Origin of the sequence: Streptomyces sp. NPDC127106 (assembly GCF_042677605.1) — a bacterium.
GTDB lineage: Bacteria > Actinomycetota > Actinomycetes > Streptomycetales > Streptomycetaceae > Streptomyces.
This window is the reverse complement of the sequence record NZ_JBHXTC010000042.1, coordinates 6,499-20,479: the sequence shown is the minus strand read 5'-3', so window position 1 is coordinate 20,479 and position 13,981 is coordinate 6,499. Positions and strand designations below refer to the sequence as shown.

12 protein-coding genes are annotated in these 13,981 nt (G+C 75.4%); 8 read left to right on the top strand and 4 right to left on the bottom strand.

The features are described from left to right. Positions 1–50 precede the first annotated feature (50 nt). Positions 51–1,139 (bottom strand): mechanosensitive ion channel family protein, encoded by a 1,089-nt coding sequence (locus ACFVGY_RS27775; protein WP_385681911.1) that lies wholly within the window; start codon positions 1,137–1,139, stop codon positions 51–53. A 261-nt stretch (positions 1,140–1,400) separates the two neighbouring features. Here ACFVGY_RS27775 and ACFVGY_RS27770 point away from each other — a divergent pair, with 261 nt between their 5' ends. Continuing rightward, positions 1,401–1,943 (top strand): HNH endonuclease, encoded by a 543-nt coding sequence (locus ACFVGY_RS27770; protein ID WP_385681909.1) that lies wholly within the window; start codon positions 1,401–1,403, stop codon positions 1,941–1,943. A 69-nt stretch (positions 1,944–2,012) separates the two neighbouring features. Here ACFVGY_RS27770 and ACFVGY_RS27765 read toward each other — a convergent pair whose 3' ends face one another. After that, positions 2,013–2,819 carry an alpha/beta fold hydrolase gene (locus ACFVGY_RS27765; protein WP_385681907.1) on the bottom strand — a complete coding sequence of 269 codons (807 nt, stop codon included), beginning with the start codon at positions 2,817–2,819 and terminating at the stop codon, positions 2,013–2,015. Positions 2,820–2,900: 81 nt separating this feature from the next. Next, on the bottom strand, positions 2,901–5,903 hold the full coding sequence (locus ACFVGY_RS27760; protein WP_385681905.1) for a beta-N-acetylglucosaminidase domain-containing protein: 3,003 nt from the start codon (positions 5,901–5,903) through the stop codon (positions 2,901–2,903). A gap of 241 nt (positions 5,904–6,144) precedes the next feature. On the opposite strand from ACFVGY_RS27760, the gene ACFVGY_RS27755 reads away from it, so the two are divergent. The 3 genes from ACFVGY_RS27755 to ACFVGY_RS27745 are packed head-to-tail and all read left to right on the top strand — an operon-like array spanning position 6,145 to position 8,786. Continuing rightward, complete coding sequence (locus tag ACFVGY_RS27755) at positions 6,145–6,453, top strand: hypothetical protein (RefSeq protein WP_385681903.1); 309 nt, start codon at positions 6,145–6,147, stop codon at positions 6,451–6,453. Positions 6,454–6,489: 36 nt separating this feature from the next. Then, the gene (locus ACFVGY_RS27750) at positions 6,490–8,523 is read left to right on the top strand and encodes a 4-alpha-glucanotransferase (RefSeq protein WP_385681901.1); all 2,034 of its coding nucleotides are present in this window, start codon (positions 6,490–6,492) and stop codon (positions 8,521–8,523) included. Positions 8,524–8,543: 20 nt separating this feature from the next. Beyond that, positions 8,544–8,786, top strand: coding sequence for a hypothetical protein (locus ACFVGY_RS27745; RefSeq protein WP_385681899.1), 243 nt, complete (start codon positions 8,544–8,546; stop codon positions 8,784–8,786). A 190-nt stretch (positions 8,787–8,976) separates the two neighbouring features. Here ACFVGY_RS27745 and ACFVGY_RS27740 read toward each other — a convergent pair whose 3' ends face one another. Beyond that, the gene (locus ACFVGY_RS27740; RefSeq protein ID WP_385681897.1) at positions 8,977–9,474 is read right to left on the bottom strand and encodes a MarR family winged helix-turn-helix transcriptional regulator; all 498 of its coding nucleotides are present in this window, start codon (positions 9,472–9,474) and stop codon (positions 8,977–8,979) included. A gap of 103 nt (positions 9,475–9,577) precedes the next feature. Here ACFVGY_RS27740 and ACFVGY_RS27735 point away from each other — a divergent pair, with 103 nt between their 5' ends. The 4 genes from ACFVGY_RS27735 to ACFVGY_RS27720 all read left to right on the top strand — a co-directional run bounded on the left by ACFVGY_RS27735 (position 9,578) and on the right by ACFVGY_RS27720 (position 13,890). Further along, positions 9,578–10,930: an MFS transporter gene (locus tag ACFVGY_RS27735; RefSeq protein WP_385681895.1), complete on the top strand. Its 1,353-nt coding sequence runs from the start codon at positions 9,578–9,580 to the stop codon at positions 10,928–10,930. Positions 10,931–11,001: 71 nt separating this feature from the next. After that, the gene (locus ACFVGY_RS27730; RefSeq protein ID WP_385681893.1) at positions 11,002–11,973 is read left to right on the top strand and encodes an EamA family transporter; all 972 of its coding nucleotides are present in this window, start codon (positions 11,002–11,004) and stop codon (positions 11,971–11,973) included. A gap of 45 nt (positions 11,974–12,018) precedes the next feature. Next, positions 12,019–12,963, top strand: coding sequence for a DMT family transporter (locus tag ACFVGY_RS27725; RefSeq protein WP_385681892.1), 945 nt, complete (start codon positions 12,019–12,021; stop codon positions 12,961–12,963). Between the two features lie 9 nt (positions 12,964–12,972). After that, on the top strand, positions 12,973–13,890 hold the full coding sequence (locus tag ACFVGY_RS27720; RefSeq protein ID WP_385681890.1) for a LysR family transcriptional regulator: 918 nt from the start codon (positions 12,973–12,975) through the stop codon (positions 13,888–13,890). Positions 13,891–13,981: the final 91 nt, after the last annotated feature.

The following is a 13,981-nucleotide window of genomic DNA, read 5'->3' as shown; positions in this document are numbered from 1 at the left end:
CTGCCCCCGCAGGCCGTGGCCTGCAGGGGCAGTCTTCCCGGGTTCCCCGGCTACTTCGTGATGCGCGGAGAGCCGGACGCGGCCGGCGCCGGGATTGGGGCCGCGGCCTGGGCCTGCGGGGACGCCGGGTTGGCCAGAGCGGACGGCGGGGCCACGGACGCCGCCGGGTCCGCCGCAGCCTCCTCCTCGTCCGCGGGCGGCAGCCCGCCGATGATCCCGATGCCCGCTTCGTCGAAGGCCTCCTTGATCCGCCAGCGCAGCTCGCGCTCGACGGCGAACTGCTGGCCCGGCATCGTCTTCGCCGACACGCGCACGGTCATGGAGGCCAGCAGCACCTCCTCCAGACCCAGCACCTCGACCGGACCCCACAGCCGCTCGTCCCACGGGGTCTCCTTGGCCATCCGGGCGGAGATGGCATCGACCACCTCGCGGATCCGGGGCAGGCTCTCCGTGGGCTTGACCTGGATGTCCACGCCCGCGGTCGCCCAGCCCTGGCTGAGGTTGCCGATCCGCTTGATCTCGCCGTTGCGGACGTACCAGATCTCACCGTTGTCGCCGCGCAGCTTGGTCACGCGCAGGCCGACCTCGACGACCTCGCCCGAGGCCACCCCCGCGTCGATCTTGTCGCCGACGCCGTACTGGTCCTCAAGGATCATGAACACGCCGGACAGGAAGTCCGTCACCAGGTTCCGGGCGCCGAAACCGATCGCCACACCGGCCACACCCGCACTCGCGAGGAGCGGGCCCAGATTGAGGCCCAGGGCGCCGAGCACCATCAGGCTCGCCGTGCCCAGGATCAGGAACGAAGCCACCGAACGCAGGACCGACCCGATCGCCTCGGACCGCTGCCGGCGCCGTTCCGCGTTGACGAGCAGACCGCCGAGCGCCATGCCCTCGACGGCCTCGGCGCCCCGGTTCATCCTGGTTATCAGCTTGGTCAGCGACTTGCGGACCAGGGAGCGGAGTGCGGCCGCGATCACCAGGATCAGGAGGATCTTCAGGCCCAGGTACAGCCACCCGGCCCAGTTCTCCTCGATGAAACTGGCGGCGTTCGTGACGCTCTCGTGGGCCTCCTTCACCGACGCGGCGGGGTCCGGGGCGGGGGCTGCCAGGGGCAACAGGGCGGCGGGCCAGGGCACGGCGGGAACCTCCAGGTATAGCGGTCTGCCCGTGAAAGGGGTGTGCCGGGCAGGCCATCCACACTAACGGGGCATTCCCGTGACCCCGTTGCCTTGTTCGAGGGAGAGACCAGGTTCACCTGGGGATGAAGGAAGTGTGGTTGAAAACACCTCCGACCCGTTACGGGCGCGTGGTGGCGCTTCGACCAGCCGTAAGGAGAGACTGGAGAGCAGATCGTCCCGGCGCGAGCCACGCGCCGCCGGCGTACAAGGAGGCAGTCCGTGCCGCACGTCCTGGTCCTCAACGCGTCGTACGAGCCGCTCGGCGTCGTACCGCTCCGCCGCGCGCTCGTCCTCGTCCTGGAGAACAAGGCAGTCTCCCTGGAGGAATCCGGCGCCTTTCTGCACAGTGCAACCCGGGTCGTCCCCGCTCCCAGCGTGGTACGGCTCAAGCGCTTCGTGCGGGTCCCCTACCGGGGGCCCGTTCCACTCACCCGTCGCGCGCTGTTCGCCCGTGACGGCGGTCGCTGCATGTACTGCGGCGGCGTCGCCACGAGCGTCGACCACGTCATCCCGCGCAGCCGCGGCGGGCAGCACGTGTGGGACAACGTGGTCGCCGCGTGCCGGCGGTGCAACCACGTCAAGGCCGACCGGCACCTGGTCGACCTGGGCTGGCGGCTGCGCCACCAGCCGGCCCCGCCGTCGGGGCTCGCATGGCGGATCATCGGGACCGGGCACCGGGATCCCCGCTGGATGCCGTACCTCCAGCCGTACGGTGCGGACGACGCACTGGACCGCATCGGCGCCGCCGCCGCCGTTTCCTAGCGCGGCGGTCCGGGCACGCGCGAGGGCCCCGGCCGGCCGCCGGGGCCCTCGCGCGGTGCGCCGCTCCGGTCAGCGGGCCGCTTCGGCGTGGAGCTCCTCGATCAGGCGGGTGACGGCCTCCGGCTCGCGCAGCGTCGGGTAGTGGTCGGAACCGGCCAGGCGGACCAGGCTGCAGCCGGGGATCCGGGCCGCCATCTCCTCGTTGCACCGCACGACCTCGACCCGGTCCTGCTCGCCCAGTGCCAGCAGCGCCGGAGCGGTGATCTCCCCGAGCCGGTCGAAGGCGGGAGCGTCCTCCCGCTGCAGCCCGGCACTGGCGAACCAGGCGGGCAGCACCGCCCTGAGCAGGTCGGCCGCGACGGGATCCGCCTCGGGGGTGCCGCCGCCGGCCAGCCCCCACAGGCCGAGTCCGAGCCGGACGATGCCCTCCAGGTCACCGGCGGCGGCCAGCTCGCCCACCCGCTCGAAGAACCCGGGCGCCATCAGCCCGTCGTAGCCGGTGACCCCGGGCACGAACAGGGCGAGGCCCGCCACCCGCTCCGGGGCGGCCAGGGCCAGGCTGATCGAGGTGGAGCCGCCCATGCTGGAGCCGACCAGCACGGCACGGTCCAGCCCGAAGTGGTCGAGGACCGCGGTGAGGTCCTCGACCTGGGAGTACGGGGCGGTCGGCGCGGGCGAGCGGCCGAAGCCGCGGGCGTCGTAGCGGATCACCCGGTGCCGCGCGGTCAGGGTCGGGAGCACCGGGTCCCACACCGCCGAGTCGGCGACACCGGGATGGAGCAGGACCAGCGGCAGCCCGCCGGCCTCCCCTGCCGCGGCCGTGCCCGAATCCTCTGCCCAGACCTCGCCGTTGCCGACGGACACCGTGGTTTCCATGATCCCCAGTCTGGCCCGCCGCCCGGCGCCGGTGCCAGACCGGATCCGGCCGAAACGCCCGGATCCGGCCGTGGCTGCCGGTCAGCGGACGACGGCGTAGGCCTCCGCCGAGAACAGGCTGCAGCCGTACTTCGTCGCGCGCTTCTCGCAGGTGACCCGGACGAACCGGGCGTCAGCCGGGTCCAGGCGGACGGATTCCAGCCCGCCCCGGGAGCCCGTCACCGTCGCCGCCCGGCGCCAGGACGACCCGTCCGTGGAGGTCTCCACGCGGTACGCCGACGGGTACGCGTCCTGCCAGTGCAGCACCAGCAGCCCGATCCGGGCCGGCGACGCGAGTTCCGCCTGCCACCACACGCCGTCCGCCGCCGGGGAGGACCACCGCGTCGCCGCGTTCCCGTCCACCGCCGCCGACGCCGGGAACGCCGGGGTCTCGTCCCCCGACGAGGAGGCCTTCGCCGAGCGGAACAGGTCCGGGCCGCCCGTCTTCGGGACGGCGCGGACCGTGAGCACCCGGGTCTGCCCCGCGAACGCCACCGGCACCCGGTAGCTGCCCGCGGGCGTGCCCGCCGGGACCGTCACCGCCACCGGCACCTGGACCCGGGTGCCGCGCGGCGCCTTCGCCTCGGCCGGCAGCTTCACGGCGACGCCCTGCGGCGCCGTCGCCGTCAGCGGCCCCCGCACCTCGCCGGGCCGCAGCGCCGACACCTCCGCGGTGACCGTCTTCGCGGCCCCGCCGATCTCCACGTCCACCGACTCCGGCAGCTCGAACGCCGCCTCCGGTCCGTCCGCCAGCCACGGCACCACCCGGTGCACCACCGGGTCGTCCCCGGCCCACGACAGCCGGACCGCGTCCGCGGCCACCCCGCCGACGTCCGCCTGGGTCCAGCCCGACGCCGCCGCCTGGGCCACCTTGCGCCAGCCCTCGCCCGGCACGTGCACCTCCACGGCCGCGCCCCGCGTGCCCTCCGGCAGCGGGTTCGTCATGACCGTCACCGCCGACACCGGCCGGGCCGCGTCCAGCCGGACCGTCCAGGCGCCCGGCTCCCGCGACGCGGTGCCCGTCTGCCGGGCCGCACCCGTCCAGGCGTCCGACTCCGCCACCGCCTTCGCCAGGAAGGCGTCCAGCACGGACTTGTCGACGCGCCCGGCGGCGTCCGGCTCGGCCAGCTGCCGGCGGGCCTCCGCCAGCGCCTGCGAGGTCCGCCAGGCGGCCGCCCCGTCCCCGCGGGTCTGGGCGCGCAGCAGGTCCACCGCCAGCTCGCCCGCCTTCCCGTACGCCGACAGCCGCGACAGCCACGGCCCGGCCTCGCCGGCCAGGCCGGGCAGCCGGTCGGGGGCCTCCCGCATGGCGGTGAACGCCGCCCGCAGCCGCTCCCCGGCCGCGGCGTCGCCGGTGCCGCGGGCCTGCCAGAACTCGTCCACCAGCGGGCGCAGGTACGCCGACTCGGGCAGGGCCAGGGCCGACGAGGCCGTGTTGCCGGCCAGCGCGGCCATGGCCTTGCGGGCCCGCTGGTCGGGGCCCGCCAGCTCGGCGACGGCGGCCGCCCAGGAGTCCCCGGCCCGGTAGCCGCCGGGGTTCCAGGCGAAGTCCGCGGCGGTGAACAACGGGATCCGGGAGAGCGAGGCCTGCTGCATGGCGTTGGCCAGCAGCCCGGCCGAGCCGCCCGCGACCGCCGGCTCGCGTCCCGTGTACGGGCCGAGGAAGATCCGGCCCGGGTCCCAGTCGTTGACCGGGTAGTTGTCCATGGTGATCAGCGGGTGCTGGCCGAAGGCGCTGCGGGCCCCGGCCAGTTCCTTGCCGGTGATCGTCCGCGGCACCACGCCCACGCCCGTCCAGGCGACCTCCACCCGCTCGTCGAGCCGGTCGGCCAGGGCGGTGCGGTACTTCGTCGCGCCGTTCTGGTGGTACTCCGTCGGCAGCAGCGACAGCGGGGCCGCGCCCGGATGCCGTGCGGCCAGGTGCGCGGCGAGTTCCCCCGCGACCTCCGCGTGGGCCCTGGCGGCCGCCGCCGGGCCCGTCCCGTACCGGACCCGGTCGGCCCGGCAGCCCCACTCCGAGTAGCTGACGTCCTGGAACTGCACCTGGAACGCGCGGAAGCCCAGCTCCCACATGGCGTCCAGCTTGCGCGCCAGGGCCGCCCGATCGGCGGCCGAGGCCAGGCACATCGACTGTCCGGGCGACACGGCCCAGCCCAGCACGACCCGGTTGGCGCGGGCCCGCTCGGCCAGCTCCCGGAACTCGTCCTGCTGCGCGCGCGGGTACTCCGCGCGCCAGTCCGTCGTGCGGTACGGGTCGTCACCCGGCGCCAGCAACAGCCGGTTCTGCTTGGTGCGGCCCATGAAGTCCAGCTGTGCGAGCCGCTGCTCCTGCGTCCACGGTTGCCCGTAGAAGCCCTCGGTGATCCCGCGGACCGGCGCGGCCGGCCAGTCCCGCACCCGTACGCCGGGCACCTTCGCCCCGCCCGCCGCCAGCAGCTGGCGCAGCGTCTGCGCCCCGTGGAACAGCCCGTCCTCGCCCACGCCGGCCAGCGCGACCGTGTCCCGGCCCGCGACCTTGCCGACGGCCAGCCGGTAGCCGCCGCGGGGCAGGTCCCCGGCCTCGGTGGCGCCCAGCGCCCGCAGCGCCTCGTCGGCGCCGGGGCCGTCCAGCCGTACGACGGTGCCCCGTTCGGGCAGCGGCGCCCCAGGGCCCGGCTCGTGCAGGATGCGGACGCCCGCCTCGCGCAGGGCGGTGCGGACCGCGTCGACCGCGTACGGGTCGGCGTCGGGCGCCGCGACCAGGACGGCCTGGCCGTCCAGCGGGACCTCGCGCGCCGGGTCGGCGGTCATCGACTGCGGCCGCGGCCACACGGCGGGCCCTTCGGCGGCGGTGCGCTGCACGGTCGCGCCCGGGTCGAGCAGCGGGCCGGCGGCCGCACCGGACGGCGCGCCTCCGGGGCCGGCGGCCGCGCCGTTGCCGGTGCCGACGCCCGGGCCGGGGCCGCCTGCCGCGTCCGGCGCGCTGGACGCCACCAGGGAGCCCAGCGGTCCGGCGACCACCGCACCGCCCACCAGCGCCCCGATGACGGCAATGGCCGCCGCCATGGTCCGCTTCCTGCCCCTGAGCTGCACGAAGCCTCCTCGTCCCGCCTGCTCCCCCGCTCGTACGAACGAGCCCGAGCCCACCACCCGCGTGGGCGGAGTGTCAATGCGGGCGGGTGTTCTGCCCCGGAACCGCCAGGAATGCCGGGCCGTTCGCTGGGTATGGCTGCGGTGTCGAACGGCGTTGTTCCCTGATGCTGACCCGTCCTCACCGCCCGTACGGACAAAGGAAGGCCCTCGCCCCGTGGACAACGCCGTCAACGCCGTCAACGCCTCCAACCTCTCCAACGCCGTCACCGTCACCGCCGCCGTCCCGCCCGCTTCCGCACCCGCCGCCGCCCGTACCGGACACGCCGGCACGGCAGCGCGCCGGGTCCCGCTCCTGGCGCACCTGCCGGCTCAGGCCGGGCCCGCCGAGGGACCCCTCACCAGTGAGCCCCCGCTCGTCGGCGCCGCACACGCACCGCTGACCAGCGAGCCCCCGCTCGTCGGCGAGGCGCCGCTGACGAGCGAGCCGACCACGCCCGCCGCGGCAGCCGCCGCCGGCGACTAGCCGCCGAACACTCCTTCCACCGACCCAGGGACACGCATGGACGACCTCGCCCGGCTCGCGGCGCTGCACGGCGTCGCCACCACCTACCAGCCCTCCGAGGGCGTCACCGTCCGGGTCCCGGATGCCACGGTCATCGCGGTGCTCGGCCTGCTGGGGGTGTGCGCCGACACCCCGGATGCCGTCCGCATCGCGCGCATCGAGGCGGAACGGGCCGCGGCGGAGCGGCTGCTGCCGCGCGTGCTGGTGTGGTGGGCCGGATCCGCGCCGCCCGCCGAGCCGGCCGCACTGCCGCCGGGCACGCGCTTCCGGCTGGAGCTGGAGGACGACGGCGCGGCCGGCGGGGACGGCGGGCCGGGGGCCGCGGCCGAGTGGCGGCCCGACTCCGGGACCGTGCCCCCGCTCGGCGTGCACCGGCTCCATGCCGAGACCCCGGACGGCCGCACCGGCGCCGCCACGCTGATCGTCGCCCCGGAGCGGGCCCCGGCCGCGCCCGAGCGGGCCCACGGGCTGCTCGTCCAGTTGTACTCCCTGCTCTCGGACCGCTCCTGGGGCATGGGCGACCTCGGCGACCTGGCGGACCTGGCCCGCTGGGCAGGCCGCACCCACGGGGTCGGGTTCATCCAGGTCAACCCGCTGCACGCGGCCGTGCCCGGGACGCCGACCGACCCGTCCCCGTACCGGCCGTCCTCGCGCTGCTTCCCCGACCCCGTGCACCTGCGGATCGAGGACGTCCCCGAGTGGGCCGACTGCCCCGACCGCGAGGCCCTCGCCGCGCTGGCCTCCCGCGGCGCCGCCCTGCGCCGCGAGGTGCTGGAGAAGGGTGCCCTGATCGACCGGGACGCCGTCTGGGAGCTCAAGCGGGCCGCCCTGGAGCTGCTGTACGCCGTCCCGCGCGCCCCCGAACGGGAGACCGCCTACCGCGAGTTCTGCGCCCGGCAGGGGCCGGCCCTGGACGTCCACGCGACCTGGTGCGCCGGGCGCGCCGGCGAGGACCCGAAGGGGCGGGCCGACTTCCACCGCTGGCTGGTCTGGCTGACGGACGGCCAGCTCGCCGCCGCCCAGGAGGCCGCCCGCGGGGCCGGCATGGCGGTCGGCATCGTCCACGACCTGCCCGTCGGGGTGCACCCGAACGGTTCGGACGTCTTCGGCTCGTGCCTGTACGCCGAGCACCTCAGCGTCGGCGCGCCGCCGGACGCCTTCAACGCGCGGGGCCAGGACTGGGGCCTGCCGCCGTGGCGCCCCGACCGGCTGGCGGCGACCCGGTACGCGCCGTTCCGGGAGCTGCTGCGCGGGGTGTTCCGCCACGCCGGGGCGCTGCGCATCGACCACGTGATGGGCCTGTTCCGGCTGTGGTGGATCCCGGAGGGCGCGTCGCCCGCGGAGGGCGCGTACGTGTCGTACCACGGGGAGGCGATGCTGGCCCTCCTCGTGCTGGAGGCGCACCGGGCGGGCGCCCTGGTCATCGGCGAGGACCTCGGGACGGTGGAGCCGGGGGTGCGCCGGGAACTGGCGCGGCGCGGGGTGCTCGGCACCTCCGTGCTGTGGTTCGAGCGGGACTGGGCGGGCGACGGGGAGCCGCTGCCGCCCGCGGCCTGGCGGGCCGACTGCCTGGCCACCGCCACCACCCACGATCTGCCGCCCTCCGCGGCCAAGCTGGCGGGCAGCCACGTCGAACTGCGCGACCGGCTCGGTCTGCTGACCCGCCCGGTCGAGCAGGAGCGGGCCGAGGACACCGCCAACACCGCCCGCTGGCTGGACGCCCTCGCGGAGCTCGGCCTGGACACCAAGGGCGAGGAGGCCGCCGTCGCGGCCCTGTACGGGTTCCTGCTGCGCACCCCGGCGCGGCTGGTCGGCGTATGGCTGCCGGACGCGGTCGGCGACCGGCGGCCGCAGAACCTGCCGGGGACCTGGGACCAGTACCCCAACTGGCGGCTGCCGCTCGCGGATGCGGCGGGACGGCCGCTGACCCTGGAGGAGCTGGCCGCCTCGCCCCGCGCGAACGCCCTGCTGAGCGCGGTGCGGGAGGGCGCGCGCGCCCGTACGGCACCCCCGGGCGCGCGCTGCGTTTAGGTGTTCGCTACGTTTGCACCGTGGACAAGAAGAACGCCCTGCGCGCCGGAGCCGTCACGGCCGGATCGGCGCTGATGATGCTGCTGATGACGTCTCCCGCGCTCGCGCTGACCCGCGACGACGGCGACGACCCGGGATCGAGCCTGAGCGTGGCCGCGACCCTCGGCTGGTTCGTGTTCCTGCCGATCGCGCTGTTCCTGGTCATCACGGGTCTCGTGATGGTCCTCGACAAGTCCGACCGGCCGCAGAAGAAGCAGGCCTAGCAGCCGGTCCCGTCCGGGACCGGCAGTATCCAAGACTTCCGGGGCGCCGGAGGTCCGCGGGCCGATGCGATGCGCATCGGCTCCCGTGCGGACCTCCGGCGCCTTGTCGTGCTCCGGCTCCGGCTCCGGATCCGGCTCCGGGACCGGCACCGGTCACCGGATCCGGCTGTGGCGGCCGGGCGGTGCTCCGCTAGAGGCCGGCGAGCAGCTTGCGCAGCAGGCCGCTGAGGATGGCGACCTCCTCCTCGGTCAGCCCGGTCACCGCGGCGCGCTGCACCTCCAGGCCGGCGCTGACGGCCTCGTCGACGAGGGCGCGCCCGCGGTCGGTGAGCACGACCTGGAGTCCCCGCCGGTCGTACGGGTCGGGCTTGCGGTAGAGCAGTCCGGCCTTCTCCAGTTTGTCCAGGCGGCCCGTCATGCCGCCCGTCGTGAGCATGAGCGTGGCCGACAGCTGCCGCGGCGAGAGGGTGTAGGGCGCGCCGGAGCGGCGCAGCGTCCCCACGACGTCGAACTCGCCGCGTGAGATCCCGTAGCGGGCGTAGGCCCGCTCGGTCGCGTCCCCCATGGCCCGGGCGATCCGGTAGATGCGCCCGAAGAGTTCCATGGGGGCGGTTTCCAGGTCCGGCCGCACCGCGGCCCACTGGTTGATGATCGCGTCGACGGCGTCCTTGTTGGCCTCGGTGGTCATGGCGGCAGTATCCGGTCTCTCCCTGATCGTTCGCAAGAAAGTTGCTTGACGAAAAGTAGCTTAGGGGTAAGCTACTTGCCATCGACCTACTCGGGGGGAATCCATGGCAGGGGCCAGCGCAAGGACAGGGGCGGGGACGCGGGGGGAGCGCGTCGCGGGGGAGCGGTCGCTGCTCGTCGGCGTCGGCATCAGTGCCGTCGGCATCGGCATGTACGTGCCGTTCTCGCTGGTCTTCTTCCACCACGTCACCGGGCTCTCCTTCGCCCTCGTCGGGCTCGTCCTGACCGCCACCGGGCTCGCCGGGCTCGCGTTCATGCCGCTCGCCGGTTCCGCAGTCGACCGGTTCGGCGCCAAGCGGGCCAACCTGGTGCTCTACGCCCTGCGCGCCGTCGGCTTCGCGCTCTACCCGTTCGCCGACTCGCTGCCCGCCTTCGCCGCCGTCGCCCTCGTCACCGCCGTGGCCGATCGCTCCTTCCCCGTGGTCCAGCAGTCCCTCATCGGCGAGGTGGCGCTCGGCTCCGCCCGCGACCGGCTCCAGGCCTCCCTCCGGGCCCTGCAGAACGCCGGCATGGGCGCGGGCGCCCTGATCGTCTCCGGCGTGCTGGCCTTCTGGGGGACCTCCGCCTTCACCCATACCGCCTGGGGCAACGCCTTCGCCTTCGCCCTCGCCGGGCTGCTCGTCGCCCGGGTCCGCCCCGCGGCCGGCGCCCCGGTCGGCGCCCCGGCGGGCAGTGCCCCGCGGGCATCCGCCGGGTACCGGACGGTGCTGCGCGACCGGCCCTTCCTCGGGCTCACCGCCGCCAACTTCCTGACCGCGCTGGGCTACGCCGCCCTGTCCGTGCTCTTCCCGCTCTACATCGCCACCTGGCTGAACGGCCCCGACTCCCTCACCGGAGCCGCGTTCACCGTCAACACCGCGCTGTGCGCCGGGATCGGCGTCCTCGTCGCGAGCCGGGTCCGCCGCTCGGGAGCCCGCCGGACCCGCTCGGCCGCCTTCGGGGCCCTGCTCTTCGCCGCCGCCTTCACCGGGCAGATCGTGCTCGGCACGCTGCGCCCCGGGCAGACCGCCACCCTGGTCGCCCTGCTGGCCATCGTCGTCGTCTACACCCTGGGCGAGCTCGTGCACAGCCCCTCGGGCGGAGCCCTGTCGGTCTCCGCCGCCCCGGAGGCCGTGCGCGGCCGCTACCTCGCCACCTACCAGCTGTCCTACTCGCTGGCCACCGCCCTCGCCCCCTCCCTGTTCACCGCCCTGCTGGCCGTCGACGGCCGGCTGCCCTGGGCCTTCCTCGCCGTCGCCGCGGTCGGCGCCGCCTTCGCCCTGGTCCGCCTGGAGCGGCACCTCCCGGCCGAGGCTGTGTACGCCGAGCCGCCGACCGCGCCCCTGGCCCAGGGGCCGGCGGCCACCCGGGGCGCCGGCGGTGCTGCGCCCGCCCCGGCCTCGCCGACCGCCGGCTGACCGGGCGCCCGCCCCTCACCACCCCGTCGGACTTCCACCCGCGTTCCTCACCGACCGAGGAGTCACCCCTCATGAAGCGCCTCGCCACCGTCGCCCTCACCGCCCTCGCCCCCGTCTCCTGGGGCTCCACCTACGCCGTGGCCACCGAGCTGCTGCCACCCGACCGGCCGCTGTTCACCGCCGTCATGCGGGCCCTGCCCGCCGGGCTGCTGCTCACCGCACTGTCCCGGACCCTGCCCACCGGCCGGTGGTGGGGACGGGCCGCCGTGCTGGGCACGCTCAACATCGGCGCCTTCTTCCCGCTGCTGTTCCTCTCCGCGTACCGGCTGCCCGGTGGTGTCGCCGCCGTACTCGGCTCGGTCGGCCCGCTGTTCGTCGTCGGGCTCGCCGCCCTGCTCCTCGGGGAGCGGGCGCGGCTGCGGACCGTACTGGCCGCCGTCACGGCCGCGTTCGGCGTCAGCATGGTCGTCCTCACCGCCGAGGCCCGGCTCGACGCGGTCGGCATCGCCGCCGGCCTCGTCTCCTCCGTCTCCATGGCCGCCGGCACGGTCATGACCAAGCGCTGGGGCCGCCCCGAGGGCGTCGGCCCGCTGGCCATGACCGGCTGGCAGCTCACGGCCGGCGGGCTGGTCATCGTCCCGGTGGCGCTCCTCGTCGAGGGAGCGCCGCCCGCCCTCGACGGCAACGCCCTCCTCGGCTACGGCTACATGATGCTGATCAACACCGGGATCGCGTACTGGCTCTGGTTCCGCGGCATCGGGCAGCTCTCCGCCACCTCGGTCACCCTGCTCGGACCGCTGTCCCCGCTCACCGCGGCCGTCATCGGCTGGGCGGCCCTCGGGCAGGCGCTGACGCCCGTACAACTGCTGGGCATGGCGATCGCCTTCGGAGCCACCGTGGCCGGTCAGCTGTTCGCCGCCCGGGCGGCCGCTGCCCCGGCCACATCCCCGGCCGCGGCGGGCTCCTCCCGATCTTTCAGTTCTACTGAAAAGAACGATCAAAACGTTTCGATGGACCTGACCGATGGACGGGTGCGACGGTAGCTCCCGCAGCAGTCGGAGAACCAGACCCCGAGGGGGAGACACGCCGTGGCCGTCATGGACCGGGTCCGCACCACCCGCCCCACCACGCCCGCAGGCCGGGCAGCGAGCAAGGGCACCGGGACCTCCGGGCCCGCCGGGCTCGGTGTGCTCCTCGCCCTGACCGCCACGGTCGTCTGGTCCGGCAGCTTCGTCGCCACCCGCGGCATGGCCGACAGCGTCCCGCCCGTCCAGGCCGTCTTCTGGCGCTGGATCATCGCCGCCGTCGCCGTGGCCCCCTTCGCCGCCCGGCAGGCCTGGCGGCAGCGGGCGCTGATCCGCGAGCACCTCGGCTTCACCGCCCTCGCCTCGCTGTTCGGCGTCGCCCTGTACAACACCCTCGTCCACCAGGCCGGACTGACCACCTCCGCCTCCAACATGGGCATGATCATGGCGGCCTCGCCGGTCGTCATGGCGCTGTACGCCCGCCTCGGCGGCGAACGGCTCGGCCTCCGGCGCACCACCGGCCTGCTCCTCGCCGTCCTCGGCGTCCTGCTCCTCGTCGGGGACGGCTCCCTGAGCTTCGACTTCGGTGCCGGCGACCTGTGGATGCTCGCCGCCGCCCTGTCGTTCGCCACCTACAGCGCACTGCTGCGGCGCAAGCCCGCGGAGCTCGGCGGGCTCGCCTTCCTCCTGACCACCTTCGTCCTCGGCGCGCTGATGCTGGCGCCCGCGTACGCCGTCTCGCTGCGGCTCCAGGGCGGCTTCGCGGTCACCCCCGGCACCGCCGGGATGCTGCTCTACGTCGGCGTCATGTCCTCCGCAGTGGCCTTCTTCGCCTGGAACAGGGCCGTCTCCCTCATCGGCGCGGCCCGCGCGGGCGTCGTCTACTACCTCCAGCCGGTGTGCGTCGCCGGACTCGGCCTGCTGTTGCTCGGCGAGCGCACCGGCCCGGCCGAACTGCTGTGCATGGCGCTGATCCTGGGCGGCGTGGGCCTGGGGGCCCGGCGGTAGGTTCGTCCCGTGACCGAGTGGGACATCAAGAAGCTGCGGATCCTGCGGACCCTCGCCGAACGGGGCACCGTGACCGCGACGGCCGAGGCGCTGCACATGACGCCCTCGGCCGTTTCGCAGCAGCTGACGAACCTCGCCCGGCAGCTGGGCGTACCGCTGCTGGAGGCCCACGGCCGCCGGGTCCGCCTCACGGACGCCGCACAGCTCGTCCTGCGGCACGCGGACGCGGTGTTCGCCCAGCTGGAGCGGGCGGACGCGGAGCTGGCCGGCTACCTCGCCGGGGACGCGGGGGAGGTGTGGATCGGCGCCTTCTCCACCGCCGTGCCGGTGCTCGTCGTCCCCGCGGTCGCGGCCCTGCGCGCCGCCCACCCCGGGGTGGAGGTACGGGTCCGGGAAACCGAGGCCGCGGAGTCGTACGAGCTGCTCTCCGCCGGCACGGTCGACCTGGCCCTGTCGCTGGCGGCGCACGCCCCGACCGCGCGCGACGCCCGGTTCACCCGGATCACCCTGTTGGAGGACCCGCTCGACGTGGCCCTGCCGCCGGACCACCCGCTGGCGCAGGCGCCCGGCCTGAGGCTGGCGGACCTGTCCGGCGACCCGTGGATCTACGGGGGCAGCGGCCCCTGGCAGGAGATCGCCCGCACGGCCTGCGAGGCCGCCGGCTTCGTCCCCGAGCAGGCGCACACGGCGGCCGGTTGGACCGCGATCCTGTCCATGGTGGAGGCGGGGATGGGCGTGGCCCTGGTCCCCCGCATGGTGTCGAGCCGGGCCGCGGGCGTGGCGGTCCGCGTCCTCGCCCACGACCGCCCCACCCGGCACGTCATCGCGGCCACCCGCCGCGGAGCGGAGTCCGCCCCGGCCCTGGCCCGGGTGGTACGGGCCCTGCAGGACGTGGTCGCGTTGCGGACGGCCTCCCCGCACGCCTGACCACGCGCCGGGGGGCCCGCGCCCCCCCCCCGCGGGCCCCCCCCGCGGGGGCCCCCGCGGGGGCTAAAAAAAATATCTATGAGGCGCACGC

What these genes read in the sequence shown, in the direction of transcription:
- ACFVGY_RS27765 (WP_385681907.1), bottom strand. Translation starts at nt 2,819, where the DNA reads ATGGAAACCACGGTGTCCGTCGGCAACGGCGAGGTCTGGGCAGAGGAT.
- ACFVGY_RS27760 (WP_385681905.1), bottom strand. Translation starts at nt 5,903, where the DNA reads ATGGCGGCGGCCATTGCCGTCATCGGGGCGCTGGTGGGCGGTGCGGTG.
- ACFVGY_RS27750 (WP_385681901.1), top strand. Translation starts at nt 6,490, where the DNA reads ATGGACGACCTCGCCCGGCTCGCGGCGCTGCACGGCGTCGCCACCACC.
- ACFVGY_RS27740 (WP_385681897.1), bottom strand. Translation starts at nt 9,474, where the DNA reads ATGACCACCGAGGCCAACAAGGACGCCGTCGACGCGATCATCAACCAG.
- ACFVGY_RS27735 (WP_385681895.1), top strand. Translation starts at nt 9,578, where the DNA reads ATGGCAGGGGCCAGCGCAAGGACAGGGGCGGGGACGCGGGGGGAGCGC.
- ACFVGY_RS27730 (WP_385681893.1), top strand. Translation starts at nt 11,002, where the DNA reads ATGAAGCGCCTCGCCACCGTCGCCCTCACCGCCCTCGCCCCCGTCTCC.